At 47.2% G+C, this 25,661-nt stretch carries 25 protein-coding genes and 1 pseudogene; 24 read left to right on the top strand and 2 right to left on the bottom strand.

The annotated features are described in order from the left end of the window. Positions 1 to 13: 13 nt before the first annotated feature. Positions 14 to 997: an ABC transporter permease gene (locus SCIP_RS04210; protein ID WP_006293284.1), complete on the bottom strand. Its 984-nt coding sequence runs from the start codon at positions 995 to 997 to the stop codon at positions 14 to 16. A gap of 414 nt (positions 998 to 1,411) precedes the next feature. Here SCIP_RS04210 and SCIP_RS04205 point away from each other — a divergent pair, with 414 nt between their 5' ends. The 6 genes from SCIP_RS04205 (at position 1,412) to SCIP_RS04180 (ending at position 7,270) form a co-directional block, all read left to right on the top strand. After that, entirely contained in the window at positions 1,412 to 2,251 is an 840-nt protein-coding gene (locus SCIP_RS04205; RefSeq protein WP_006293283.1) for a ParA family protein, read from the top strand. Beyond that, positions 2,252 to 3,091: a segregation and condensation protein A gene (locus SCIP_RS04200; RefSeq protein ID WP_006293282.1), complete on the top strand. Its 840-nt coding sequence runs from the start codon at positions 2,252 to 2,254 to the stop codon at positions 3,089 to 3,091. Then, positions 3,088 to 3,711, top strand: a complete 624-nt coding sequence (gene scpB / locus SCIP_RS04195) for an SMC-Scp complex subunit ScpB (RefSeq protein ID WP_006293280.1) — start codon at positions 3,088 to 3,090, stop codon at positions 3,709 to 3,711. The genes SCIP_RS04200 and scpB overlap by 4 nt, the downstream gene beginning before the upstream one ends. A 126-nt stretch (positions 3,712 to 3,837) precedes the next feature. Beyond that, positions 3,838 to 5,760, top strand: a complete 1,923-nt coding sequence (gene typA, locus SCIP_RS04190; RefSeq protein ID WP_006293278.1) for a translational GTPase TypA — start codon at positions 3,838 to 3,840, stop codon at positions 5,758 to 5,760. Between the two features lie 9 nt (positions 5,761 to 5,769). Beyond that, a complete protein-coding gene (locus tag SCIP_RS04185; RefSeq protein WP_006293276.1) occupies positions 5,770 to 6,213 on the top strand; it encodes a hypothetical protein in 444 nt (147 codons plus the stop codon). Continuing rightward, positions 6,200 to 7,270 (top strand): prephenate dehydrogenase, encoded by a 1,071-nt coding sequence (locus SCIP_RS04180; protein ID WP_048349267.1) that lies wholly within the window; start codon positions 6,200 to 6,202, stop codon positions 7,268 to 7,270. The genes SCIP_RS04185 and SCIP_RS04180 overlap by 14 nt, the downstream gene beginning before the upstream one ends. On the opposite strand, the gene SCIP_RS04175 is transcribed toward SCIP_RS04180, so the two are convergent. Then, a complete protein-coding gene (locus tag SCIP_RS04175; RefSeq protein ID WP_407694981.1) occupies positions 7,261 to 7,551 on the bottom strand; it encodes a DUF6725 family protein in 291 nt (96 codons plus the stop codon). The two genes, SCIP_RS04180 and SCIP_RS04175, sit on opposite strands and share 10 nt — an antisense overlap. A 138-nt stretch (positions 7,552 to 7,689) precedes the next feature. Between SCIP_RS04175 and SCIP_RS04170 the strand changes: the two genes are divergently transcribed. The 18 genes and pseudogenes from SCIP_RS04170 (at position 7,690) to SCIP_RS08185 (ending at position 25,641) form a co-directional block, all read left to right on the top strand. Continuing rightward, entirely contained in the window at positions 7,690 to 9,336 is a 1,647-nt protein-coding gene (locus tag SCIP_RS04170; protein WP_006293273.1) for a peptide ABC transporter substrate-binding protein, read from the top strand. A gap of 10 nt (positions 9,337 to 9,346) precedes the next feature. Next, a complete protein-coding gene (locus SCIP_RS04165; RefSeq protein ID WP_006293272.1) occupies positions 9,347 to 10,285 on the top strand; it encodes an ABC transporter permease in 939 nt (312 codons plus the stop codon). A gap of 6 nt (positions 10,286 to 10,291) precedes the next feature. Beyond that, positions 10,292 to 11,146: an ABC transporter permease gene (locus SCIP_RS04160; RefSeq protein WP_006293271.1), complete on the top strand. Its 855-nt coding sequence runs from the start codon at positions 10,292 to 10,294 to the stop codon at positions 11,144 to 11,146. A gap of 6 nt (positions 11,147 to 11,152) precedes the next feature. Next, entirely contained in the window at positions 11,153 to 12,892 is a 1,740-nt protein-coding gene (locus SCIP_RS04155) for a dipeptide ABC transporter ATP-binding protein (protein ID WP_006293270.1), read from the top strand. A gap of 67 nt (positions 12,893 to 12,959) precedes the next feature. Beyond that, a complete protein-coding gene (locus SCIP_RS04150) occupies positions 12,960 to 13,928 on the top strand; it encodes a tyrosine recombinase XerC (protein ID WP_006293269.1) in 969 nt (322 codons plus the stop codon). Positions 13,929 to 13,983: 55 nt separating this feature from the next. Beyond that, positions 13,984 to 15,732 carry a peptide ABC transporter substrate-binding protein gene (locus SCIP_RS04145; protein WP_006293268.1) on the top strand — a complete coding sequence of 583 codons (1,749 nt, stop codon included), beginning with the start codon at positions 13,984 to 13,986 and terminating at the stop codon, positions 15,730 to 15,732. 217 nt (positions 15,733 to 15,949) lie between these two features. Next, positions 15,950 to 16,750, top strand: a complete 801-nt coding sequence (locus SCIP_RS04140; protein ID WP_006293267.1) for a DUF3710 domain-containing protein — start codon at positions 15,950 to 15,952, stop codon at positions 16,748 to 16,750. Then, positions 16,747 to 17,487: a DUF3159 domain-containing protein gene (locus tag SCIP_RS04135; protein ID WP_006293266.1), complete on the top strand. Its 741-nt coding sequence runs from the start codon at positions 16,747 to 16,749 to the stop codon at positions 17,485 to 17,487. The genes SCIP_RS04140 and SCIP_RS04135 overlap by 4 nt, the downstream gene beginning before the upstream one ends. Positions 17,488 to 17,503: 16 nt before the next feature. Continuing rightward, entirely contained in the window at positions 17,504 to 18,850 is a 1,347-nt protein-coding gene (locus SCIP_RS04130) for a class I SAM-dependent RNA methyltransferase (protein ID WP_006293265.1), read from the top strand. Positions 18,851 to 19,225: 375 nt separating this feature from the next. Next, complete coding sequence (locus tag SCIP_RS04125; RefSeq protein WP_040590643.1) at positions 19,226 to 20,380, top strand: glycosyltransferase; 1,155 nt, start codon at positions 19,226 to 19,228, stop codon at positions 20,378 to 20,380. Positions 20,381 to 20,425: 45 nt separating this feature from the next. Beyond that, complete coding sequence (locus SCIP_RS04120) at positions 20,426 to 21,025, top strand: alpha/beta fold hydrolase (RefSeq protein ID WP_006293263.1); 600 nt, start codon at positions 20,426 to 20,428, stop codon at positions 21,023 to 21,025. Between the two features lie 27 nt (positions 21,026 to 21,052). After that, positions 21,053 to 21,649, top strand: a complete 597-nt coding sequence (locus SCIP_RS04115) for a class I SAM-dependent methyltransferase (RefSeq protein ID WP_006293262.1) — start codon at positions 21,053 to 21,055, stop codon at positions 21,647 to 21,649. A gap of 364 nt (positions 21,650 to 22,013) precedes the next feature. Next, positions 22,014 to 22,538: a hypothetical protein gene (locus SCIP_RS08190; protein WP_006293261.1), complete on the top strand. Its 525-nt coding sequence runs from the start codon at positions 22,014 to 22,016 to the stop codon at positions 22,536 to 22,538. Between the two features lie 115 nt (positions 22,539 to 22,653). Further along, positions 22,654 to 22,926: a type II toxin-antitoxin system RelB/DinJ family antitoxin gene (locus tag SCIP_RS04105; RefSeq protein WP_006293260.1), complete on the top strand. Its 273-nt coding sequence runs from the start codon at positions 22,654 to 22,656 to the stop codon at positions 22,924 to 22,926. Further along, a complete protein-coding gene (locus SCIP_RS04100) occupies positions 22,923 to 23,204 on the top strand; it encodes a type II toxin-antitoxin system YafQ family toxin (protein WP_006293259.1) in 282 nt (93 codons plus the stop codon). The genes SCIP_RS04105 and SCIP_RS04100 overlap by 4 nt, the downstream gene beginning before the upstream one ends. A gap of 106 nt (positions 23,205 to 23,310) precedes the next feature. Further along, positions 23,311 to 23,697 carry a hypothetical protein gene (locus SCIP_RS08055; protein ID WP_040590642.1) on the top strand — a complete coding sequence of 129 codons (387 nt, stop codon included), beginning with the start codon at positions 23,311 to 23,313 and terminating at the stop codon, positions 23,695 to 23,697. A gap of 20 nt (positions 23,698 to 23,717) precedes the next feature. After that, positions 23,718 to 24,141 (top strand): annotated as a pseudogene (locus SCIP_RS07775) (CPBP family glutamic-type intramembrane protease). Positions 24,142 to 24,387: 246 nt separating this feature from the next. Beyond that, complete coding sequence (locus SCIP_RS08185; RefSeq protein ID WP_196792696.1) at positions 24,388 to 25,641, top strand: TraB/GumN family protein; 1,254 nt, start codon at positions 24,388 to 24,390, stop codon at positions 25,639 to 25,641. Positions 25,642 to 25,661: the final 20 nt, after the last annotated feature.

Genomic DNA, 25,661 nt, shown 5'->3' with positions numbered 1-25,661 from the left:
ATACACCTCTAATCTAGCTCATCCGAATACGAGGATCGAGAATAGCAGCTGCGATATCAGCCAAGAGAGCACCGACCAGGGTGCAGACACCGCCGAAAGCCATATAAGCTACGGTACCGTAGATATCGTTGTTGTTCAGTGCATTAATGAAATACTTACCCATGCCTTCAATACCAAACATGCTCTCTGTCAGGGTAGCTCCCGAGAAAACGCCTGCAATGGAGAAGGCAATAGAAACGGCTGTAGGGATAAAAGAAGCGCGCAATGCATGCTTACGAATAGCCTGGCGGCGGGTTAATCCCTTCATGCGTGCCGTGCGCACATAATCAGCGCGAATTTCATCCAGCAGGTAGGTGCGCTGGGAAATATGATAACCTACCGCTCCAATAATGGTCAGTACCAGGGTGGGGATAAAGATATGCCTAACAAAATCACCAAACCAGGCAAAAGGATTGCTTCCTGTATAAGAGGAAAGGCCGGTCACGTAGAAAATAGTGGTACCCGACCAGGTGTTGATGTTAATAAAGAAGAAAATAAGCAGGAGAGCGATGACCGGAGTAGGTACGCACATAAGGATGGAAGCCAGTCCGGTCCAGAAAGTGTCCTGCCACTTGTACTGCCGCATGGCTGTATAGACGCCCAGAGAAACTCCCAAGAGGATTCCTAAAACAGTAGCCAAGGTTACCAGCTCTGTAGAAGCGATAATACGGGGGGCCATGATGTTATTGATTTTTTGTCCGCTGGGGGTCTGGCCCCAGTCCCAACGGGTAACGACTCCGGTCAGCCAGCGCCAGTAGCGAACGAAGACGTTGGTATGGTCATTAAGATTGGCATTATCCAGAGCTCTCTCAATAGAGGCTTGTGGGGGTCGGGGCGTCCTTTGTTCATAATTCGAACGGGGGTGCATAAACCAGCTGGATAGGAAGAAAGTCATCGAAATTGCCACGAAGAGCAGGACGATGTATCTCCCCAGCCTCTTAATGATAAACTTGAACATTGTTGGTCCTCAAAATTCCAGAGTGTAGGGCTTCCCCTGCATTCGATCTGTATCCAGTTTCGACTGCCGGGGTCCTTCATCTTTCCTTGTTGTCAGAAGTACGTTCATAATACAATGACCGCCGGTCTAAGAATCCTGAAAATATGCATACATAAGTGATTAATCAGGTAGTATCTGGTTAAAAACCTTGAAAATACGCTAATTTGATGTATAAAAAGTTATCGGTCGTTTATAGCTGGGGATGTTTCTGTTCACAACGTGAACCTGTGTTCACAGTGTAAACTTGTAAAAGACAAAGCAGGAGAGTGAATAGGGAGGATACAGACGGATATAAAGATACAGACGGATATAAATCTGAATCCATATGAACATTCTGTGAAAATGAAAGACAAGTGCTGTTGATACAGTGAAACCATGCCTATCGATATGCTTGGACGTGAATACAAGACATTTCCTGCTCCACAAAGCCTGAAACAGCACGGCCCTGCCAGGGTCATTGCCATGTGCAACCAGAAGGGGGGAGTGGGTAAAACCACCAGCTCGGTTAATATTGCCGGTGCTTTAAGCCAGTACGGCCGAAAAGTTCTGATTGTGGACTTTGATCCTCAGGGAGCAGCCACGGTAGCTTTGGGAATTAACGCGAATCAGGTGGAGAATACCATTTATACAGCTTTATTTAATCCCAGTATAGATGTCCACGAGGTAGTGGTGCACACCCGCTTTCCCAATCTTGATATCATTCCGGCCAATATAGATTTGTCTGCTGCCGAAGTCCAGCTGGTAACCGAGGTAGGGCGTGAACAAGTTCTGGCTTCTACCCTGCGCCGGCTGAAGGACGAGTATGATGCCATTATCATTGACTGCCAGCCTTCCCTGGGTTTGCTGACCATCAATGCTTTGACCGCAGCCGACGGGGTCATTATTCCTGTTGCTGCTGAATTTTTTGCTTTAAGGGGGGTAGCCCTTCTTATGCAGTCCATTGAGAAGGTAAGAACCCGAATCAACCCCGATTTGCAGGTTTATGGGGTCCTGGTAACTATGTATACCAATACCATTCATTCTCAGGAAGTGCTTCAGCGTATTTATGAGGCTTTTGATAAAAAGGTCTTCCATTCCATCATTTCCCGCTCAATCAAGCTTCCCGATGCCACAGTTGCTGCTGCCCCCATCACCATGTTTTCTCCTGAGCACAGGACTGCCAAAGAATATAGGGAGGTAGCCAGGGAGATTATTGCCGAAGGAATTGTTGCATAAGTGGCAGAGCCGTCGGTTGAAGAAGCACAAAAGCCACCTGAGTTCACTGTTGATCTGAGGGTTTATCAGGGGCCATTTGATGCCCTCCTGGCCTTGCTGGCAGACAGGAAGCTGGAATTAAGTCAGATTTCTCTGGCCGAGATTACCGATGATTTTTTGCATTATGTTTCTGGCTTGGATATGGTCAAAGACGCTGACCGAGTCAGTTCTTTCATAGATGTTGCCTCCATCCTCATTGAGGCCAAGAGTGCCAGCCTTCTTCCCCGCAGTCAGGGAGATGACCAGCTGGATCAGAGCATGGAAGCATTGAGACAGAGGGATTTGCTTTTTGACCGGCTGCTCCAGTACCGAGCTTTCAGGGAGGCAGGAGAGAATTTTAGGCAGGCTTTGGCGGCGAATTCAGGCCGATTTGCTCATCCAGGCTATATGGATCAGACTATTTCCCTTATGCTGCCTGAGTTGGCCTGGTCGGTCAGCCCAATTCAGCTGGCTCAGATAGCTGCTGCTGCCTTGGCCAATGCTCCCCTGAAAGAAGTGAGGATTGATCAACTCCATGTGCCCATGGTCGATCTGCAGGTGCAGGCTGATATTGTCCGCAGCAAACTTCGGTCTGCTGGGCGGAAAACGGATGTGACTTTTGATTCCCTGATTGCTGATACCAGCGAAACCATTGAAATCGTGGCCAGGTTTTTAGCTCTGCTGGCATTTTTCAAACAGGGAACTGTCCAATTTAAGCAGGAAGGACCCTTCCAAAGTCTCCATGTGCGCTGGGTGGGTACTGATCAGGAAAATGATGATCGGGCAGAGGCCAGTCCCATAAGTCAGGAGGATTTCGCATGAGTGACGACAAAGAAAATGAAGAAAATAAGGACGCCAAAGAACCGGTAGCAGATACCCCGGTGTCTGACAATGTGACTGCCTGTCTGGAAGCCATTCTGATTGTTGCTGATCAGCCGGTTACTGCTGATCAGGTGGCTCATGCTGTCAATATAACCCCTCAGCAGGCCCAGGATACACTGGCTGCTCTTTCCCTTTCCTACAGCCAGGAGGGGAGAGGGTTTGAACTGAGGGAAACTTCAGGAGGCTGGCAGTTGGCTAACCGGCCTGAGTATGAAACTGTCGTGTCAGCCTTTGTCACCGATGGTCAGACTGCCCGCCTGTCTCAGGCTGCCTTGGAAACCCTGGCTATTATTGCCTACAAGCAGCCTGTTACCAGGGCTCAGATTACTGCCATCCGAGGGGTAAATTCAGACGGGGTTATTCGGTCTCTGACAATGAGGGGCCTTATCCGTCAGGAGGGAGAGGATCAGGAATCACATGCTGCCCTTTTAGGAACATCGGGTCTTTTCCTGGATAAGATGGGGATCAATTCCCTGTCTGAGCTTCCCTCCCTGGCTCCCTTCCTGCCTGATTCTTTTCATGATTCCTCCCTGGAATCAGAATTATCAGAAAGAATATAAGGTGTCAGGTGTCAACTGTATTGTTTTCTTTGGCTTTATGACTAAAACAAGATAATAATCTGCCCTATGGCGGTCAATGCTAGAAAAATCAACAGAAATAAGTAATATAGAGGAAATATAAAGACTATGGCAACTCGCTCAGATATTCGTAACGTAGCAATCGTCGCTCATGTTGATCACGGCAAGACGACCCTGGTGAATGCTATGCTCCAGCAGGCTCACGTTTTTTCCGAGAGGGAAGAGGTCCCTGATCGGGTTATGGATTCTGGTGATATTGAGCGGGAAAAGGGAATCACCATTCTGGCCAAGAACACGGCTATCAAATACACTGGTCCCCTGGCCGAAAAAATGGGTCAGCCTGCGGGCATTACCATTAATGTGGTTGATACCCCTGGTCATGCTGATTTTGGCGGGGAGGTTGAGCGGGGTATCTCCATGGTTGATGGGGTTCTTCTGCTGGTTGATGCCTCAGAGGGTCCTCTTCCACAGACCCGCTTTGTGCTCCGCAAGGCTCTGGAAGCCAAACTTCCTGTTATTCTGGTGATTAATAAGACTGATCGTCCTGATTCTCGAATTTCTGAGGTTGTCAGCGAGACAACCGATCTCCTTTTGGGACTGGCTCAGGATGTGGTAGAAGAAGGTATTGATCTGGATATTGATTCCCTCCTGGACTTACCTATACTTTACTGCGCAGCCAAGGCGGGAATCGCTTCCAGCAGCCAGCCAGCTGACGGCAGCGTTCCTGAAGGAAACGACCTGGAGCCCTTGTTTGAATCTATTATTACCAATATTCCTGCACCTGAATATACAGAAGGTGCCCCCCTGCAAGCCCATGTGACCAACATTGATTCTTCCGATTATTTGGGCCGTTTGGGCCTGGTTCGCATATACAACGGAACTCTGGTCAAGGGAAAGAATTATGGTCTTTCCCGAGTGGACGGATCTGTAGAGAACTTCCGTCTGACTGAAATTTTGAAGACTCACGGTCTGGACAGGGAGCCGGCCCAGGAGGCGGGACCCGGAGATATTGTTGCAGTTGCAGGCGTGAGTGACATCATGATTGGGGAAACTATTGTCGATCCCGACAATCCCCAGCCCATGCCCCTGATTCATGTAGATGATCCGGCTATTTCCATGACTTTTGGTACAAACGATTCCCCTCTGGCCGGTACCGAGGGCAAGGACCATAAGCTGACGGCCCGTATGATTAAGGATCGACTGGACAGGGAACTGGTGGGCAATGTTTCTATCCAGGTTCTTCCTACTGAGCGTCCCGATGCTTGGGAAGTCAGAGGCAGGGGAGAACTGGCCCTGGCTGTGCTGGCTGAAGAAATGAGACGTGAAGGATATGAACTGACTGTTGGCCGCCCTCAGGTAGTTACCAAAACAATTGATGGTAAAGTACAGGAACCTTTCGAAAATACAACTATCGATGTGCCAGAAGAATATATGGGTGCTGTTACCCAGCTGATGGCTTCTCGGAAGGGAAGAATGGAGTCCATGAGCAATCACGGGTCCGGCTGGGTTCGCATGCAGTTCATTGTTCCCTCCCGCGGTCTGATTGGATTCAGGACTCAGCTCTTGTCCAGCACGAGGGGAACGGGTATTTCTTCTTCCATCTCTGCTGGTTATCAGCCCTGGGCGGGGGAAATCAGCCTGAGACAGAATGGATCCATGGTCTCGGATCGTCAAGGTAAGGCCAGCCCCTACGCCATGCAGAAGCTCCAGGCACGGGGTAATTTCTTCGTTGAGCCGCAGAGTCCTGTATACGAGGGACAAGTTGTGGGCGTATGCGCCAAGCCAGGTGATATGGATATTAACGTTACCCTGGAAAAGCATATGACCAACATGAGGTCTTCTACTGCTGATGTGTTAGAAACGCTGACCCCACCCATTCAGATGAGCCTGGAAGAATCCCTGGACTTTGCCAATGATGATGAGTGCGTGGAAGTCACCCCTGAATCTGTTCGGGTACGTAAAATTATTCTGGACAGGGAACAGTGGTATAAGTGGAATGCCCAGCAAAGGCGGCAGGCAAAGAACAAGTAAGGTGACAACATGAGTAATCGGGAAGATCAACAGGCACCTGTCTCCTATTCCTGGCCTGGATGGGTCAGGTTAACCCTAAGTCTGCTTGCGGGTTGCGCTGTTGGTCTGATTGGTACTGTCTCCCACAGGATGGGTGCAGCCTACAACATTCCTTATGGTATGGTTCTTTCCCTTCTGATTGTGCTTGGTTCTGCCTGGTCTGCCCGAGCTCGCAGCGGTTATGCAGACCTGGTCCTTCATTTTGTAAGTTCTACTGCTACTGCCTGGGGTCTGGCCCTGACTTCCAAGGCTTCATCAGCATTGGTGGCCACCGGATCTGTGGCATTCCATACTTACTTTTCCACTCATGTATGGCAGTGGTGGCTGTACGGAATTATTGTAATTCAGGTTGTAGTGGCATTCTTTCCGGCCTCATGGTTCAGCTCTGCCAAGGTGAAGCATGACCGGGGATAAGACAATAGAGGGCGGGGATTCCTGCTCAGAGCAGCTTCCTCAGCTGACTTCTGTCGCTGTTGCCGGTCTGGGCCTGATTGGCGGTTCTCTTGCCCAGCGTCTGGCTTGCCGGGGAATGACCGTCTATGGCTGGGATCTGTCTCAGGATTTTTACCCGCAGGCGGTTAGTTCCGGAATTCGCTGTATGCCTTCTTTGGAAGATATGGTCAGGGCTGATCCTGATCTGCTGGTCATTGCCACCCCCCTGAAGGCAATTGATGATCTTTTGCCTCGGATAAAGAAAGAGATGAACCCTCAAACCACACTGACCGATGTAGGCAGTGTTAAGCAGCAGGTGCTGCACTCTGTGGAAAAAGCCGGTCTGGCTGATTCCTATGTGGGAGCCCATCCCATGGCAGGGAATGAGCAGGAGGGTTTTTATGCATCCAGCAGTGATCTGATGGATAATGCCCTCTGGGCCATTACGGTCGCAGATTCCACCGATTATAGGCGTTTTTTGCAGGTCGGACAGATGATTACTGCTTATGCTTCCAATGAATTTATTACTGTGGATGCTGCCATCCATGATCAGGCAGCAGCCTTGATTTCGCATATGCCTCATGCTGTATCCACTGCTTTGATTAATCGGATGGTAGAATCTCCTGTCGCCAATGTTGCCTACTCGCTGTCTGCAGGATCATGGAGAGACATGACCCGGGTGGCTCTGACAAGTCCTGAGCGAACCAAGGCTATGATTGAGGAAAATCCCCAGGAAGTTTCCTCTTTGCTCAAAACCATGGCAGATTCCCTCAGAGACTTGTCCCGAGCTTTGGATCAGAAGGACAACCGCTACTTGGATCAGTTCTTTGCTTTTGGAAATCCTTACCGTCAGTCACAGTGGGAACAAAGGCGGCTCATGAACCAGTTCGGCCAACGTACCGAACCGGAACACAGGACTTTAACTATTGACCAGTCTGACTGGAAGAATCAGCTAGGGTCCGTTTCCCGGAATGCTCAGTCAGTAGTGAGCATTCTCAGCCCCAGTCAGATGGAAATAAAACAGTATCCTCACCTGTAATCTTCGTCACCTGTTTTCAGCTTATGGGTGGGCCGTCTTTCAGGAATAGGCTTCAGGCGAACGATATCTGCTGCGTTAATGCTGACTTCTTCTTCCGGGCGTTTTCCATGAGCAGCTGCATCCCGCAGGAGGATTAGGATTTTGCCGTCCCAGGATTGAACATGCCCCAGATAATCTCTGTAGAGTTGGTGACCGCTGTATTCATCTTTCCCATCCCGCACACGGACAACTAAGCGGATGCCTGGTGGAATCTGGGATGGTAGCTGCATGGAAGAAATCATAGGTCCAGTCTAAACCAGAGATAAACCAGAGATTGTTCTCTGACTCCATAAAATCGAGAGGGGAGTGTATAAATATATTTTAATTCGCATATAATGCGAAAATTAAAGAATTATTACAATTCATTCTAAGGAGATAGGATGAAGCGTCCTTATAAAATCGTGATTTCGCTCATGGCTATGCCAGCCCTTGCTGCTGGTGTGTCAGCCTGCTCAGCATCAGGAGGAGGGCAGCAGCCAGGAATTTCTTCTGCCAATTCCATTATTACTGCTTATACAACTGAACCTCAAACCAGGCTGACACCAGGAACAACCAATGAAAACGGGGGATACAGGGTACTGACTATGCTCTATTCCAGATTGGTCTCCTTTGATCCACAGGGAAAAGCCCACAATGAAGTGGCACAGAGCATCCGAACAGAAAAAAACAATAGGCGTTATACGATCAAGCTGAAAAAGGGTTGGAAATTCAGTGATGGAACCCCGGTGACAGCGTCTTCTTTTACCCGGTCCTGGAGTTATACGGCCAATTCTGCCAACGGCCAGTTGACTTCCAGCTTCTTTTCCATCATTAAAGGTTATGGTGATCTTCAGAAAAAAGGGATTTCAGCCCACGCCCAGCTGTCGGGTCTGAAGGTGGTCGACAAGACCACGTTTACGGTAGATTTAACCCAACCTTCCCAGGCTTTTCCTGTCATGGTGGGGTATACAGCTTTTTCGCTCCTGCCTCAATCTTTTTTTGCCAACCCCAGGGAATTCGGGGAACATCCCGTCGGTAATGGTCCTTATAAATTTAAATCATGGACCCATAATAAACAAATAGAAATTATAAAAAATCCATATTATAAAGGTAATTTTACAGTCAAAAATGGCGGTATTACCTTTAAGATCTACACTGATCCCAGTTCAGCCTATTCCGATGTGGAAGCAGGAAATCTGGATGTCATGGATACTGTTCCGGTATCAGCCTTGAGAACTTTTCAGACTGACACCACCATCAAGGCATACAATAAAGCCGGGGCTACGACTTTCGGCCTCCGTTTTGCTGCAGGACTCAAGCACTTTGGCGCTACAACAGAGGGCATCCTGCGCCGGAAGGCTGTTTCCCTGGCAATTAACCGGGAAAAACTAACTACGAAGATCCTGGCTGGTGCAGCAACCGCAGCAACTGACTTTATTGCTCCTGGAATCCCCGGACATTCCTCTTCCATAGACAGGGATAAGATCCTATCCTACAATCCGGTCAAAGCCAGAAAGCTCTGGGCACAGGCTAATGCCATCAGTCCCTGGTCTCCCAGCGATACTATCATCCTTTCCTATAACAGCGACAGCGGAAACAAGGAAGTCTTTGATGCCCTGGCAAATCAGCTAAAGAACGTTCTGTCAGTATCGGTGCAAACAGATCCTATTGCTACATCCAGCCAATTCAGCGACCAGATTGATAAACGGACCTTGAAGACGATTTACAAGGCTGGCTGGATTCCTGATTATCCAGCTGCTGAGAATTATTTGAAGCCTTTATATTCGACTTCAGCTGCTCACGGGAATGGATCTAATTATTCCGATTACCAGAACCCTCACTTCGACCGCCTGATTGATCAGGCTGCCTTGGCGAAAACAACCAGTAAATCCATTGAGTTCTACCAACAGGCGGAAAAAATTCTGCTGCATCAGCTGCCGGTCGTTCCTCTCTATTATGTGAATAATTATGGGGTCTGCACGGCTGGAATAGGCGGATTCGTTATAGAGTGGGACGCCATTCCTCCTTATTATCAGCTAACTAAGTGAGGCAGATCGTATGAGGAAGTACTTTCTGCGCCGGCTGCTTCAGATGATCCCTGTCATTGTGGGAGCGACCCTGCTTATTTACTCTCTTGTTTTTGCCCTGCCGGGAGATCCTATAGTAGCTATGTTCGGCGGTAAAACCGTCAACATGGCTGTGGTATCGCAAATCCGGGCGGAATATAATCTTGACAAACCCTTCCTGGTCCAGTACTTCCTTTTCCTGAAGAATGCTCTTACCTTTCACTTTGGCAATACCTTCTCGGGAGAATCGGTTAGTTCTGTGATTTCTCAGGCCTTTCCGGTCACGGCAAAACTGGCTGTGATGGCTTTCATTTTTGAAGCCCTTTTCGGCGTTGTTTTTGGCATCATTTCAGGATTGAATAAGGGACGGTGGTACGATTCGGTCATCCTGGTCATATCTTTACTGCTCATTTCTGTGCCAACTTTTGTAACCGCCTATCTTTTTCAATATTTCCTTGGAGTTAAGTGGAGGATTCTGCCGGTCACGACCGGATCTGACACTGGCTTTCTGGATTTGCTCATGCCCGCCATGGTGGTGGGGACTGAATCGATGGCTTACGTTATCCGTTTGACCAGGACACAGGTAGCATACAACAAAAGAGCGGATTATGTACGGACAGCTATGGCAAAAGGTTTATCCAGCCGTCAGGTTGTCCTTCGTCATATTGTGAGAAATTCCTTGATTCCAGTGATAACTTTTTTGGGCAGCGATCTGGGAGCTCTGATGGCAGGAGCCCTGGTGACAGAAGAAATTTTTAATATTCATGGAATTGGCTATACCCTGTACGATGGGATTGTTCGGGGAAAAACCACCCTGGTTGTTTCTGTGGTTACTCTTTTAGTCCTCATTTTCATTGTCTGTAATCTTGCAGTTGACCTCTTGTATGCAGCTTTGGATCCCAGAATTCGCTCTGCTATGAAAGGAGACTGATCGGGAATGAAATCGTCGCATTTTCTGGCTGATGCTTGGCGAAGCCTCAGAAGAAATCCTCTTTTTATTATTGCTTCCTGCCTGATCGTTCTTATTGCCCTGGCAGCCCTTTTTCCCAAACTTTTTACCAGGACCGATCCTTTCTACTGCACTCTGGATAACTCCTTGGATCCTGCCAGGCCAGGGCATCCCTTCGGTTTTGACATGCAAGGGTGTGATATATACGCGCGAGTCATATATGGGACCCGGACTTCTGTTTTTATTGGGCTTATGACAAGCCTGGTGACTGCCCTGATTGGAGGAATTATCGGCACGATTGCAGGCTTTTTTGGAGGATGGGTTGATTCTCTTCTGTCGAGAATTACCGATATTTTCTTTGCCCTTCCCCTCCTCCTGGGAGCCATAGTAATACTGCAAATGTTTAAAAACCAGGGCGCCGCGTGGAAGATTATTTTGGTCATGTCCCTCTTCGGCTGGGTATCAGAAGCACGGATAGCCAGAGGAGCAGTTATAGAAACCAAAAATCAGGAATATAATATGGCTTCCGCAGCTTTGGGCTCATCTGCCGTAAGAAACCTGACTCATCATATTATTCCCAATTCTCTGGCCCCGATTATAGTTACTGCCACAACGTCATTGGGTACCTACATCGTTTTGGAGGCGACCCTCAGTTTTCTGGGGCTGGGACTGCCCTCCAGCAGTATCAGCTGGGGAGCTGATATTTCCAGCGGAAAAGATCTGCTGAGGACCACTTCTGCTTCAGTTCTCTTCTATCCATCCGCCGCCCTGGCCCTAACTGTTCTGGCTTTTATCATGATGGGGGATGCTGTCAGAGATGCTCTCGATCCCCATCAGAAATAGGTGCATATGAGTAAGACGAAACTAAGAGCGAATGCCGCTTCTGCTTCTGACCCTCTGCTGAGAATATCCGACCTGACCGTGGAATTTTCCCAATCCAGAAGCAGACATCCCCAGTCATTTACCGCAGTGAAAAAGGTCTCCCTGACCGTCAGGCCAGGTCAATGGGTCGCCCTGGTGGGGGAATCAGGTTCAGGAAAATCAACGACGGCAATGTCTGTTTTAGGTCTTTTACCTGACAGCGGCCATATAACTTCTGGCTCCATCAGTTTTCAAGGAAAAGAAATAAGCGGCTACAGCAATAAAGATTTTGAAAAAATCAGGGGACAGTCTATTGGGCTGGTTCCTCAGGATCCTATGACTAACCTCAATCCGGTCTGGACGGTGAAAACTCAGGTTGCTGAAGCTCTGCGGGCTAATGCCGTGAAGCTAAACGCCAGTGGGAGGCAGACCTTGCTGGATAGACTTGACCCACGAAAAAGAGTCGAAGCAGCAAAAGAAACCGACGACAGGGTAATTGCCTTACTTCAGGAAGCCGGTCTGAAGGATGCAGCAGAGAGGGCAGGCCAATATCCCCATCAATTTTCAGGCGGAATGCGACAGCGGGTTCTCATTGCAATGGCTCTGGCTCAGAGACCGGCTCTGCTGATTGCTGACGAGCCCACTTCTGCTCTCGATGTTACTGTTCAAAAGAAAATTCTCGATAATTTGCAGTCCCTGACCAGATCTTTAGGAACTTCTGTTCTTTTCATCACCCATGATCTGGGCCTGGCAGCCCAAAGGGCAGATCAAATTGCCGTTATGCACCAGGGAGAGATCGTTGAATTTGGCCCTGGTCCTGACGTTGTGCATCATCCTCAGCATCCTTATACGCAAAAACTGATACATGCGGCTCCTTCTCTTTCTTCCCAGCGAATAAGATCCGGGAAGCCACAGAGGCCGCCAAACGAACGGGACATCCCCCTCTTGCAGGTCAGAGGACTGAGCAAAAAATTCCCCCTGCCCGGGTCTGCCGGCAGTTTTCAGGCTGTGGACTCTGTTTCCTTTGATCTGTATCCAGGTCGGACGATTGCCATAGTGGGAGAGTCCGGATCAGGAAAATCAACCCTGGCCCGAATGATACTGCATTTAACCAAGCCGACATCAGGTCAGGTCCTCTTTATGGGGCAGCCGACAGACAAGCTGACCCGCGCTCAGCTGCTGGATTTTCGCCGCCAGGTTCAGCCGGTTTTTCAGAATCCTTTTGCTTCCTTGGATCCGATGTATTCTATTTACAGGGTTTTGGAAGAGCCTCTCCGGATTCATCATTATGGAAATCGACGGCAACGACACCAGAGAATTACTCAGCTTCTGGACCTGGTGGCTCTTCCCCAGGAAACAATGAATAAATATCCTCATGAGCTGTCAGGGGGACAGAGACAGCGGGTGGTTATAGCCCGGGCTTTTGCTCTGGACCCTACTGTAGTGGTAGCTGATGAGGCTGTTTCGGCTCTGGATGTGCTGGTTCAGGATCAGATCCTCCATTTGCTGGCAGATGTGCAGGAAGAGAGGGGTCTCGCCTATATTTTTATTACACACGATTTGGCTGTGGTCAGGCAGATAGCTGATGAGCTAATAGTCATGCAGGCAGGACGAGTCCAGGAAAAAGGAGCAACTGAGGATATCTTTTCTCACCCTCAAACCCGATACACACAGGATCTGTTAGATGCCATTCCCGGACGCTCCCTTATACAGTCAGACTCTCACTGAGATTTGATTGGTTGTCTGCATTGACGTCTGAGTTTGAGCTTTGATGAGTTTGAGCTAGAGTAAGAGTATGTGGTATGAGGAAAAGCTGAAAGCATATGAGGACTTTCTAGCCGAAAATCAGGGTTTGAGCCAGCATACAAGGACAGCCTATAGGGGTGATGTAGATCAATGCCTCCATTTTTTGAGCCTGCGTGGGGTAGATTCCATAGAAAAAGTGAATACGGATCTTCTTCGTATGTGGATGGCGTATGAATCCCGTCGGCTGGCAAAATCTTCGCTTGCCAGGAAGATTGTTGCTGTTCGTGGGTTTTTTGCCTACACCTATGTCCATGGGCTTAGTCATTCGGACCCAGCTGCCGATCTGGGGACCCCTCGGCTTCCTCAGACTCTGCCTTCTGTTCTAACTAAAAAACAGGCCTCTGCCTTGATGGATAAAGCAGAAGAAGTGTACCAGACTGATCGGAAAGAGCAATCCGGGCGGACAGCCATCGACCTGCGCAATGATGCCATAGTTGAACTTCTGTACGCTACAGGCATACGAGTGGCCGAGCTGGTCGGATTAAACACCGGTGATATAGATTTTTCCAGCAGAACAGTAAAGGTAACAGGTAAGGGAAACAAACAGAGAGTTGTCCCCTTTGGTGCACCTGCTTCCCATGCTCTGCAGGAATGGTTGAATCGAGGAAGGCCTTCCCTGGTCAGGAAAAACAGTGCCGACGGGAGTAGTGCTGGCAGTAAGAAAAATGAGGACCGGCAGGATTCTGAGGCAGTGTTTGTAGGAAGCAGGGGAGGAAGAATCAATCAGCGTCAGGTCAGGCAAGTGGTGCACAGACTTGCAGCTGAAGCAGGCGTTCCCGATATCAGTCCCCATTCTTTGCGGCATTCAGCTGCTACCCACCTGCTTGACGGTGGAGCTGATCTGCGGGAGGTGCAGGAAATGCTGGGACATTCTTCCCTGGCAACCACACAAAGGTATACTCATGTATCCATGGAACAGCTGACCCGGAAATATCAGCAGGCCTTTCCCCGTGCATAGTAGAATAGCAGGAGTCTGTGCAGGTATGAGTCAGGATTACAGGTAGGTAAAGTATATGCGGACGCATAGGTTTGAAAAAATACGGCTGGGCAGGGCAGGCCGGGCCCTGACTGCTGCGGTTTCTGCCTTGGCCTGCTGTCTGGCCCTGACCGCCTGCGGCTTTGGTTCATCTGTCGCCGAAAAAGAGGGACAGCCTTCATCTCCGTCTTCCTCATCCCCTTCCTCATCCTCTTCTTCTGAAAGAAGTAATCAGGAAGTGACAAACATGATTCGAGCTTATGACACCAAACCTACTGACCCCCTTACTCCCGGCCAGGCAGAGGATAGTTCGAGCACCCGGATTGTGGATCTGATTTTCTCCGGACTGGTCACAACCGACGGCACCGGAAAATGGACTTATGACGCAGCCAAAGACATTGAACCCAACGAGGATTACACCGCATTCACGGTAACCCTGAAGTCTGACCTAGGCTTCAGCAACGGGACTGAAGTCACGTCCAGCTCCTTTACCCGGGCTTGGAGCTATGAAGCCAACATTGCCAATAAACAGCCCAATGCCGGCTATCTGTCCCTTATACAAGGCTATGCTGATCTACGAAAAAAAGGTGTTTCTGAAACGAAACAACTTTCTGGCCTGACTATTCTTGATGATCAGACATTCGTGATTGAATTGAGTAAACCGTGTCTGAACTTTATCTCCCTGCTCAGTCACCGAGCTTTTTACCCTCTTCCCGACTCTTTCTATTCCAATCCGCAAGCCTTCGCCAAACATCCTGTTGGCAACGGTCCCTACCAATTCTGGGAGCGAACAGCTTCTTCCATCACCCTGGTTACTCACCTCAATTACAAGGATGTGAGGAAGGCGAAGAATGATGGGATTATTTTTATCTTCTACACCAGCAGCATCAAAGCCTATCAGGATGTTCAGGAAGGCAAGCTGGATCTTTTGGAAACTGTTCCTTCCCAGGCTTATACCAGCTTTATGTCTGACCCCCTGGTAAAGAATACCAATGCTTCTGGTTCTCAAGTGACCATGCTGGTTGTGGGCAGGAAACAGAAACATTTTGGACTGGATGATGAAGGAGCCCTGCGTCGCCAGGCTATCTCCCGAGCTTTGCGCAGAACCGCCATGATCTCCCAGGCAATGCCTAATCTGGCGCTTCCGGCTACTGATTTCCTCAGTCCCAAAGTCATGGCTTACACTGATAGCCTGTCTGGCGGCCAGGTTTTGACCTACAGTTCTGTTCAGGCCCGGAACTTATGGCAGAAAGCCAACAAAATCAAGGCTTGGTCCAGTAAGGATGTTATCACCATTTCCTACGATGCTCAGGCAGACAATCCGCAACTTTATCAAGCCATCAGCAGGCAGCTGACCAAGGTTTTGGGAGTCACTGTAATCCTTCACGGCTGGACAACCACAACTGCCATGATTCAGAGTCTAAAAAAGCAGACTGTCAACGGTTTTGCCGCCTATACCTGGCGGCCAAACCTTCTCCTTGCTTGGGACTTTCTCATGCCGGTTTTTTCCACTCAAACCCTGGACTCGCCGGCTATTAATATTAGCGGCTATAATAACCAGGAATTCAATGTAATACTGTCTAAAGCCATCACAGCAACAACGGGCAGCTCTGCTTCCAACCTCTACCGCAGTTCTGAGGAGCTGCTTCTCCAAGAACTGCCGGCAATCCCCCTCTTTTACAAGAATTCCTTTGGGGTCAGCTCACTGACAGTGCGGGGATTTTCTCTGAACTGGAACGGGCTGCCCCTCTATACACAAATTCGGCGGATTCCCCAGAGTTCATAAGATTTCGGTAGGGTAGAGGCTACAATACCAATGGTTATGCAAAGCCTTATGCCAAAGGTATGTTAAAGGACAGGATACTGATATAATTCAGCTAACCTACAGGTTGCCTTGGCATAATCAAGGCGTTTGGACAACAAGAGTGAGCAGTCTCCACAGACAGGTTGGTTCTTCATATGATCACCGCTGCGCTCGCACCTCAAATTGATAGGGAAAAAAGATGTTTGGTTTTGGCAAGAAATCAAAGAAAGCACAGGCTTCCGAGCAGAAAAAAGAAGCTGAAAATACAGGTGACAAGCAGGATCAGGCTGATACTGATCAGCTTGACGCTGATCTGGAAGCCGATGATCAGGATATTGCTGATGATCTTCCTCTGGGTCCCTGGGATGTTCATGACGAGGATGCGCCGGATTTTGACGGAATGATTGATATCGGTTCCATGTATCTGCCTTTGATGGAGAACGCTGAGCTGAGGCTGAAAGCAAAAAGGAATCAGGAGGGGGAACAGACAATTGTGGGAGCTACCATCACCGTCAATGATTCCAGCCTGGAATTGGAAGCTTTCGCTGCCCCTAAGACTATGAGTCTGTGGGATGACATTCGCCAGGAACTGATTCAATCCAATTCTCAAGCCAAAGAAGAGGAAGGGGATTTTGGAACTGAAGTCCTGCTTCCTGTAAAGGTCAAGGATAAAACCTTTATGTCCAGGATTGTGGGCGTTGATGGGCCTCGCTGGATGCTCAGGGGTATTTTTACCGGTCCTGCTGCTCAGGAAGATACCGACCCTCGTAAAGATTTTGATGATTTCTTTGCACAGATAGTGGTCAACCGCGGTAATGAGCCCTTGGCTCCCCGCGACCTGATTCCCATGACTATGCCTGAAGAAATTCATGAGGATGACGATGATGCCGATGATCTGGCAGACAAGGTTAAGCGGCCGGTAAAACCCAATGGTTATGATGTTCAGACGACGGTTCAGACAACACTGACCCGAGGTCCTCTTTTCTCGGAAATGCGATGACAGGGCCACTGCAGCCTTTTTCCAGGGATAATTTTGGCGATAACTTTTCCGTCATGAACGCCATAGGTGGAGTGAGGGGAATTATTGAATCGATTCTGCCCGCCCTGGCGTTTATTGTTCTCTTTATTGCTACCCGGTCACTGGGCTGGACTGTTCTGCTCTCAGCCATCCTGGCTCTTGCAGAGCTTCTTGTTCGCCTGATCCAAAAACAGTCTGCCCTGGGTGCTCTGTCGGGTTTGATTGTGGTGGCTGTCTGTCTGCTGTCTGCCTGGCTGAGTAAAGATGCCCGCAATTTCTATTTTCCCGGGTTTGTGATCAACGCCGTATGTCTGCTTATTTTGCTGGTATCGCTGGCGGTTAAGGTTCCTGCTCTAGGATTTCTGATTGAGCTGGGACGGGGGCAGGTGAAAAAAGAAAAGGGGCTTCCGGCTTTTTCTGTCTGGCTTGATTCCTGGAACAACGACAGGGGGCTTCATAAGGCATATGTTCGAGCAACACTTGTTTGGACAGGCCTTTTCCTGATTCGGCTGTTGACGGAAGTTCCCCTTTATTTTCTGTCAGCACTGGGGGCGCTGGGAGCTGCCCGCCTGGTATTAGGCATTCCATTTTTTGCTCTGGCATTGTGGATTACCTGGCTGGTCCTTGCGGATGATCTGCATAGAACCAAGCTGCAGCGTCAGCAGGCTTTTGAGGAAGCGCAGGCAGCTGGTATTCCAGATGAGAATGACAGCAAATGAAGGCCTGGGAGATCTGATGGAAGCTGAAGTTACCATTGAACGCTATGCTGATCAGGGCAGGTGTATAGCTCACATTGATGGTCGGGTAGTTTTTGTTCGTTTTGCTTTGCCGGGGGAGAGGGTAAAAATTCTCTTGGACGAACCCCGTAGGAAGAAAGATCGTTTATGGACTGGGGAAGTAACAGAGGTCCTGGAGGCCAGCCCGGATAGGGTAGAACCAGTCTGGCCTCTGGCCGGTCCTGTGGCTTGGGCAGGCGGTTTGGGCGGAGCTGATCTGGTTCATGTTTCCCGTCAGGGACAGACCCAGTGGAAGCAGACCGTTGTTGAAGAGCAGATGAAGCATCTGGCGGGTTTAGATCTAACAGTGCCCCTGACCCAGGTACCGGAGGATGAGCCGGAAGATGGTCTGCACTGGAGGACCCGTCTAGACCTGGTTGCCGGCAATAATGGACATCTGGCTATGCGTAAAAGGGGATCGCATGATCTTCTCCCTCTTGACACCATGCCGCTGGCTTCCCGGCGGCTGCTGAATCTTGCTCAGGAACAGGGATGGTGGTCACAGACTTTCCAGCTCGGAGATCATATCAGAATCAGCGTACCTGAGCCCAGACCGGGGCAAGAATCCAGTGTGGGGCAGACTCCCGGTCAGGAAGCTGGCGTACAGCAGTCTGCCAGTCAAACTGGGAATTTTGGTTTTTTGGTTAATGGAAAAGTTGTCTCCGGCAGAAGGAATCTGACTGAGAAAGTGGTTGTTACTCTTCCTTTCATACAGAATTCTCCGCTGGATCTCTCCTATACGGTTGATGCCGAGGGCTTTTGGCAGGTCCATAGAATGGCTCCTCAGATACTGGTATCCGAAGCTGTTCAGCGCATGTTCTCAGCCGGTGGGAAGGACTCTTCCCTGATCTGGGATCTCTATTCCGGCTCTGGCCTCTTTACTCTTGCTGCTGCGACGGCTTTTCCTCAGGCTCGTATTCTCAGCGTAGAAGGTGCTCCTGTGGCTGTAAAAAATGCCAGAGAAAACAGTGCCGCCGCAGGGTTGGACACGATCACTTCCCAGGAAGGCGATGTCTATAAAACTCTGAAGAATCTCAGCGACACTACATTGGCTCACCCCCAGATTATTCTTCTTGATCCTCCCCGCTCAGGTGCTGGCCGTAAAGTCTGCAATCTTCTGTCCTCATCCCAGGCGGAAACCATTATTTATATCTCCTGCAATCCTGCCAGTCTTGCCCGGGATATTTCTTATCTCAGGCAGGGAGGATATGAGTTGACCTCCATTCATGCGTATGATATTTATCCCTTAACTCATCACGTGGAGACCATCTGCTTGATGTCAAGACATAACACACCAGAAGTCTGAAAAGCCAGTAAACAAGGGTTATCCGTGAGCTGTGGTTGATTCCAAACAGCCCCGCTTGCCGATATGACTTGTGTTTTTATCGCTCGAAAAGGCTCTGCGCGAACTGCACCAGGAGGCTAGGCAGAGCGGACAGGATTGTTGGCTACTGCGAGGATAGAAAGGGGACTGTGTAAGTAGACTTTTACTAGATTTTATAGTACACTTTGCACAAGAGGTGCATGATATGTATCTCGGAGAAGAAAGCAAATATCAAGAGGTTAAAGAAGGACTCGCACAACTGGATAAAGGTCTGAAATCTCTTGTATTGCCATGAGTAGTAATCAGCTCTAAGCCGTTGCAGACACAATAGGTCAAACGGCGGGAAGAAGGCTCTCTATGAAAATACTCATAGTTCCTATGTTCGCCCGGGCAGCCACAAGCGGACCATGGTCACGAGCACTTGCTATTGGCAGTGCATTTCAAGAATCTGGTCATGAGGTTCTTATGGGGGTTGCTCCAGATGGAAACTGTCATCCACCTGAAGGAATGAATACGTTTCACATACCGGACCCCTCTCCAATGGGTCTTCCGGATTTCGTATCGACGCGTATCCTTCCGGCTGTAAATAAACTGGGACTCCTTGGAAAAATACAAGTAAAAAGTTTCGAGAATGTGCTGCGTTTTAGCGGTGCTCTTGATTATCAGTACATTTGCCGCAGCGTTAGGTCTATTAGAGAAGCAATCCGAGCATTTTCTCCGGATGCAGTCTATTCTGAGGTCAATATTTCTGCGATACTCGCCGCTAAACTCGAAGGAGTACCTGCATTCGGATCGTCTTCATATACGACACGTGCCGAATATGCGAGTGCACCACAGTATGCATCTGGAGTCAGGCGCTTTGTGCGCGAGTTTTCACTGCCTCAGATAGATTCATCGCTGGAGTTGTTTAATTGGTTGGAGCAAAAGTTCATACCAAGTTCCCCGTCTCTTGAACCGATAGATGATACGAAAGTTGTATACTGCGGATTCCTCAAAAAACCAGCGCAATTTGATGAGCAAGAGAAGGATCTTATACTGGCATATATGGGCAGCGGTTCTGTGAGCCCGCATAAATTTGAAAAAATGCTGATAGAAGCTTTTGCAGATTCTGGTTATAAGATAATAGTCGCTGGTGCGAATGTCGAAAAGCAGGTTGACAACATAACTTTTGTGAAAAGAGCAGACTTTTCCAAGCTGCTTCCCAAGGCGAAGGTATTCATCAACCATGGCGGTCAGAATTCTATTATGGACGCTATTAGTTACTGCGTTCCGCCAATCGTATTCCCCGGCAAAGCATTTGAAAGAAAATTTAACGCCCGAAGTATCGAACAAGCTGGTGTAGGAATTAATTTGAGCACTGCTGGGATTAGTGCCGACTCCCTGCGTGAAGCACTGACTGCAGTTGAATCAGACGAGACTTACCGAGACAAAGCACGCAGTCTGAGAGCTGAAATGATTAATCTTGGCGGTACAGACACGATAATTCGCACAATAAGCGATGTATTAGCCTAAATACAGGAGAATCTGCAGAAAATTGAGTTGCTGGAGAAAAATGTTATGAATTCCGTTATTCTATACCTTCACGGACAGGGAGGAATCGCAGAAGAAGCCGAGCATTACGCGTCGCTTTTTACAAACTGCGATGTTGTTGGGCTGGACTATCAAGCAACAACTCCATGGGAAGCAGAGGCTGAGTTTCCGAAGCTCTTTGATGCTGCTTGCGGACAATATGAATCGGTGAAGCTTATCGCAAGCAGCCTTGGCGCTTATTTTGCTATGAGTGCTCTGGCAGAGAAAAATATTGAAGAAGCCTTTTTCATCTCTCCTGTCGTGAATATGCCAAAGCTCATTGAGAATATGATGCGGCTCGCAAATGTGAGTGAGGATGACCTGCGTGAAGCAGGTACGGTTGAAACTTATTTTGGGCAGACCTTATCTTGGAAGTATCTTTCCTATGCAAGGGAACAGGAAATCAACTGGAAGATATCTACCCACATCCTATACGGCGAAAAAGATAACTTTACATCTCTCAAGGACGTTTCTAAATTTGCGGAGAAAATTGGCGCAACACTCACCGTGATGAAAAACGGAGAGCATTGGTTTCATACAGAAGAGCAGATGAATTTTCTTGGCCGGTGGATCATGGACATCAAGTAACAAATTTGAATTTGTAGGGGGTAATTCATGCAAAAACCCAATTATTGGAATCATAATACTGCGTATTATAAATGGTTAAAGGAACAGGTAAAAAATTCTAAAGAAATTCTTGATGTTGGATGTGGAGACGGTTCGCTTGTTGCATTTTTAGATGATAATTCGAAAAATATCACAGGAATTGATCCCGACCAATCTTGTATAAATAAGGCCAATATTTTGAATACAAGTAAAAAAGTACAGTTCATACGGGAGGATTTTGAATCATTTGAGTCTATAAAAAGATATGACTCTATCATCTTTGTTGCTTCAATCCATCACATGGAGATGGGCATGGCGTTGAAAAAAGCTAAGTCTCTTTTGTCTCAAAATGGAAAACTATTAATCGTAGGTTTGGCTAGACCATCAACTATGACCGATTACATTATAGAAATATTAAGGGTCCTACCCTCATCAGTTATCTCAAAAATAAAAAAGATGCATTCAAGCGAGGATGAAAACATCCCAGTGTCCTATAACCTCATGAAGATGAGTGAGGTTAGAAAACTGCTTTTTAATTTATTTCCAAATTCAAAGATTAGACAAGGACTTTTTTATAGATATTTATTTGAAGGATTTAACAGATAAACTTCAGTTTATCGGACTGTAGGACACCAATGGACAACTTCCCTCAAAGCGGTTTTCGTGGACTGTTTCTAAACTCAAAAAAATCGAAAATCTATGACATCAAAGGCATTGTCTCACGGCATGTGGAGACCCTTGTTTCACTGTCACGGCTTGCAAAGGAATAAGCAGAAAAAGGATTATAATATAGGACATTGGACATTAACAAGATTCGCCATTGTAATTGTTGCAAGAGAATAACAGTGAGGTGACGCAGAGTGGACCAAGACCCGTTTAAGGAGTTATATCAAGGAGTTATATCAAGGAGTCTGAGCCGGCTAAGCAGGATAAGGGCTATGTCTGGCATACAGCCATAGGTTTACAGGCAGTGGATGGACTCAAAACATCAGAATATTTGATACAGTATCTGCGCACATTGGGCTTTGATGCAACAAACGATATTTTTGCAGAAAACGCATGGTATTTCCGTAATTCACTGGTCAGGGCAAATTATACTGATGTGAAAAACGGTATCTATGAAACGACGGAATATCTTGAGATATTTCTCCGAAATCTTCTGCTGAATGAAAATCATCCTCTGCATAACCGTACATTGCATGTTAGTGGAGCGTTCAAAGAGATAAAAGAACCGGACATTGAAAACTCAAAACCGGATATTCGTGTTTCAAAACCGGACATTGAAAAATATTTTCAGCCAAAGATGGTAAGCCATATATTGAAGTTGCGAGAGGCTTTTTCCGGTCAGATGATCTTTGGACGTTCTGATGTGATGAAAAGGAAAGTATCGTTTCCTATCGCTGACATTAATTCGGAGCCATCGTGTCGTAAACACAACTGGGGCGTGGCCGCGAAGATGGGATTTTTCAATGTGCGCAGAGAGGTGTCTGATTGAGCTTTGTGCTGTGTTCTCTATGTCTTTATATATTTACAAGTTTTTGTAATGACAATGTATTGACAATAGACGAATCATTACATATAATGTATGTGTCTACGGAGGTGCAGCGCTTATGACAACAACAAATATTAACATACGCATGGATAAGGAAATAAAAGACGAGGCAGAACAGATTTTTTCTGAACTAGGCTTGAATATGACAACCGCTGTCAATATTTTTTTCAGGACCACGATTCGTGAGAATGGCATTCCCTTTTCATTGAAACTCGATATTCCGAATGAGACGACTACTGCGGCAATCGAAGAAGGCAAACGTATTGCTTCGGACCGAAATATCAAGGGGTATGTCAGCATGGATGATCTGAAAGCATCTCTTGACGTATGAAGTACGAAATAAAATATACAAACCAATTCAAAAAAGACCTGAAGCTTGCGAAGAAGCAGGACAAGAACCTGGATAAACTTTTTGACGCAGTGAATATCCTTGCCGAAGGCAGAACGCTGGAGGCAAGATATTCTGACCATGATTTGTCTGGAAATTATAAAGGTACCCGGGAATGCCATATAGAACCAGATTGGCTTTTAATTTATGAGATTATGGATGATATACTTGTTCTGATGTTGTATCGTCTTGGATCGCATTCGGAATTATTTGACAAATGATGAGTATTTCATGTATAGTTATACTGATGCAAAACATCCAGAGTGATCGGCATTGAAAACCGGCCGCATAATTTAATTTATAATCTGCATAGAAGAGGCACATTATATGAAGAAGGTATTAAAAACACTGGTGATCTGTGTTCTTGCGATTCTTGTTTTAGTAGCAGCACAAACACTTGCTGTTCTTGCTGGGCAAGCGACAATCAGAATAGGAATGCCCAAGGCAGTAACGCCTGTTCTTGAAGCCGTGATATATCCGGTGTTGTCATTTTTTGGCCTGAAGCTCATCGCAGGCAAAAAGAACGGCTTTTCGCTGAAAAGTTACCGGATTGATAAACCTCAGGTAAAATGGTACTGGGCACTTACCGCTCTAGCGCTGCCTGTTGCGGTAGTAATGTCATTTGTTTTACTGAATGGTTCCTGGACTGTGATAAGGCATCGGCCTACGATAGGGTTGTACTGGTCCTTTATGGTGTATTGTTCTACAGTTTAGCAGCAGGAATAGTGGAAGAGATGGTTTTCCGCGGCCTTATTATGGGAACCATGGAGAGGGAGTATAATCTTACTGCTGCTGTTCGGATTCGTTCATATTATTGGAAATCAACTTGACTTTGTCAGCATAATTCAGCTGGTTGTTGCCGGAACTTTTGTGGGAATTATGTTCTCGCTCATTGAGTATCAAAGTGGGAATTTTTGGAACAATGCTCTTGTCCACGCTGTTTGGAATATGTCGACAATGGGGATTTGCCATGTTGGGTTCACTGCAGATAAAAAATCGTTGTTCACCCTCATAATTACAACAAAATCGGCAATCCTTAGCGGCGGAGATTTTGGAGTGGAAAGTTCCATTATTTCCATTGCCTGCTATGCGGTGGTAATAATTATTGCCTGCTTGCTGATTCGCCGGTCTCGGGTACTTAAGCTAAGTCAATCCTAAAAAGCTTTCGCGTATCTGTATACTATCTAAGGGGGATATGTATCAATATCAGCTGTCGTCAAGAGCCCAGTCTAGTCGTCCGTCGAAGGGGGATTACAGAAAATAAAACGACGAGAAATTACTGAAAATACCTGAAGGCTAAGTTAAGAAAAGAAGACAAGGAACTGGGTAGTGATACTACCCACATGTAAAATGGTTCAATTATTGATGAAGAATTTCCAGAAATCAGAAAGGGGGACGAGCCCCATGAAAGAAAAAATAAAGGCTGGTATAGCATTTACCATTCTTTCTTTTCTGATACTCGCCGGATTTGTTTTAACCGGTTTGGATAAAAGTACCGATGTATATCCGGGCGATGATACAAAAATCTACCTTTACGGTGAAGCACACGGAAATAAGGAATATTACGACATTGAGTTCACCCTGTGGAAGGGATATTATGATCAGGGTTTTAGGAGTCTTTTTCTGGAATTGCCCTATTACAATGCTGAATTTCTTAATCTGTGGATGAAAGAAGATACTGATAACAGTATCAATCAGCTGTATAAAGAGATGCAAGGTACTCCATCTGGAAATAAATATTATCTTGAATTCTTTCACAAGATAAAAGAAAAATGCCCGGACACAGTATTTTATGGGACAGATGTAGGGCATCAGTTCGATACGACGGGTACACGTTATCTTAGATACCTAAAGAAGAACGGGTTGGCTGATTCGGAAAACTATAAACTGGCGAGAGAATGCATTAGGCAGGGGAAGGAATTTTATGCGCATGATACTGAAGGCAATGGAGTATCGCCAATTCGAGAGTCCTATATGGTATCCAATTTCATCGATGCCTATACAAGATGCGGTCAGAGCAAGATTATGGGGATTTATGGAAGTAATCATACAAACCTTGATAAGTCCAAACTCATGGCAGGCAGACTAAGAGAACACTATGGCGATGTTATAAGCAGTGTTAAGTTAAGCACGCTGGCTTTTGGACAGAATAAACCATATCAGCTTGGCCTCAGCATAACCGGTATAATATTCTTGCTTCTGTTATTCATACCGAATATTCTCTGGGCGAAGATAGGAAAACCTGCAGGGTATAAGGACTTGGCAAGGGGAGAGAACCCGATACTGGTTCTGCTCGAGCGGATTGGTCAGATAGCGGTATCGGTCTCTCTTGTTATTTTTCCCGCTACTAACCCCCACATACGGAAACTATCTGGAGGCGTGTTCCTGGATGCGAAGCTTATTTTTTGGCTGATAGCTTGTGGCCTGATGTTTCTTTATGAGTGCTATTGGATCCGATATTTCAGAAGCAAAAGAAGGCTGAAGGATTTGTATGCTTCATTTGCAGGATTCCCCATTGCTGGAGCCACGCTTCCTGTCCTAGCTGCTCTTCTTCTGGGAATCTATGCGGAAAATATTATTCTGATCTTTGCTTCCGTCATTCTGGGAATCGGGCATATAGGTATACATATGATGCATAGAAAAGAATGCAATATATAGCTGAATCTGTAACTGAAATA

It is taken from the genome of Scardovia inopinata JCM 12537 (genome assembly GCF_001042695.1).
GTDB lineage: Bacteria > Actinomycetota > Actinomycetes > Actinomycetales > Bifidobacteriaceae > Scardovia > Scardovia inopinata.
This window is presented reverse-complemented; position numbering and strand designations above follow the sequence as displayed.

Bases quoted from the DNA above. Each gene is read 5' to 3' on its own strand.
- SCIP_RS04210 (WP_006293284.1), bottom strand. From the start codon at position 997: ATGTTCAAGTTTATCATTAAGAGGCTGGGGAGATACATCGTCCTGCTC.
- SCIP_RS04205 (WP_006293283.1), top strand. From the start codon at position 1,412: ATGCCTATCGATATGCTTGGACGTGAATACAAGACATTTCCTGCTCCA.
- scpB (WP_006293280.1), top strand. From the start codon at position 3,088: ATGAGTGACGACAAAGAAAATGAAGAAAATAAGGACGCCAAAGAACCG.
- typA (WP_006293278.1), top strand. From the start codon at position 3,838: ATGGCAACTCGCTCAGATATTCGTAACGTAGCAATCGTCGCTCATGTT.
- SCIP_RS04185 (WP_006293276.1), top strand. From the start codon at position 5,770: ATGAGTAATCGGGAAGATCAACAGGCACCTGTCTCCTATTCCTGGCCT.
- SCIP_RS04180 (WP_048349267.1), top strand. From the start codon at position 6,200: ATGACCGGGGATAAGACAATAGAGGGCGGGGATTCCTGCTCAGAGCAG.
- SCIP_RS04175 (WP_407694981.1), bottom strand. From the start codon at position 7,551: ATGATTTCTTCCATGCAGCTACCATCCCAGATTCCACCAGGCATCCGC.
- SCIP_RS04170 (WP_006293273.1), top strand. From the start codon at position 7,690: ATGAAGCGTCCTTATAAAATCGTGATTTCGCTCATGGCTATGCCAGCC.
- SCIP_RS04165 (WP_006293272.1), top strand. From the start codon at position 9,347: ATGAGGAAGTACTTTCTGCGCCGGCTGCTTCAGATGATCCCTGTCATT.
- SCIP_RS04160 (WP_006293271.1), top strand. From the start codon at position 10,292: ATGAAATCGTCGCATTTTCTGGCTGATGCTTGGCGAAGCCTCAGAAGA.
- SCIP_RS04155 (WP_006293270.1), top strand. From the start codon at position 11,153: ATGAGTAAGACGAAACTAAGAGCGAATGCCGCTTCTGCTTCTGACCCT.
- SCIP_RS04150 (WP_006293269.1), top strand. From the start codon at position 12,960: ATGTGGTATGAGGAAAAGCTGAAAGCATATGAGGACTTTCTAGCCGAA.
- SCIP_RS04145 (WP_006293268.1), top strand. From the start codon at position 13,984: ATGCGGACGCATAGGTTTGAAAAAATACGGCTGGGCAGGGCAGGCCGG.
- SCIP_RS04140 (WP_006293267.1), top strand. From the start codon at position 15,950: ATGTTTGGTTTTGGCAAGAAATCAAAGAAAGCACAGGCTTCCGAGCAG.
- SCIP_RS04135 (WP_006293266.1), top strand. From the start codon at position 16,747: ATGACAGGGCCACTGCAGCCTTTTTCCAGGGATAATTTTGGCGATAAC.
- SCIP_RS04130 (WP_006293265.1), top strand. From the start codon at position 17,504: ATGGAAGCTGAAGTTACCATTGAACGCTATGCTGATCAGGGCAGGTGT.
- SCIP_RS04125 (WP_040590643.1), top strand. From the start codon at position 19,226: ATGAAAATACTCATAGTTCCTATGTTCGCCCGGGCAGCCACAAGCGGA.
- SCIP_RS04120 (WP_006293263.1), top strand. From the start codon at position 20,426: ATGAATTCCGTTATTCTATACCTTCACGGACAGGGAGGAATCGCAGAA.
- SCIP_RS04115 (WP_006293262.1), top strand. From the start codon at position 21,053: ATGCAAAAACCCAATTATTGGAATCATAATACTGCGTATTATAAATGG.
- SCIP_RS04105 (WP_006293260.1), top strand. From the start codon at position 22,654: ATGACAACAACAAATATTAACATACGCATGGATAAGGAAATAAAAGAC.
- SCIP_RS04100 (WP_006293259.1), top strand. From the start codon at position 22,923: ATGAAGTACGAAATAAAATATACAAACCAATTCAAAAAAGACCTGAAG.
- SCIP_RS08055 (WP_040590642.1), top strand. From the start codon at position 23,311: ATGAAGAAGGTATTAAAAACACTGGTGATCTGTGTTCTTGCGATTCTT.
- SCIP_RS08185 (WP_196792696.1), top strand. From the start codon at position 24,388: ATGAAAGAAAAAATAAAGGCTGGTATAGCATTTACCATTCTTTCTTTT.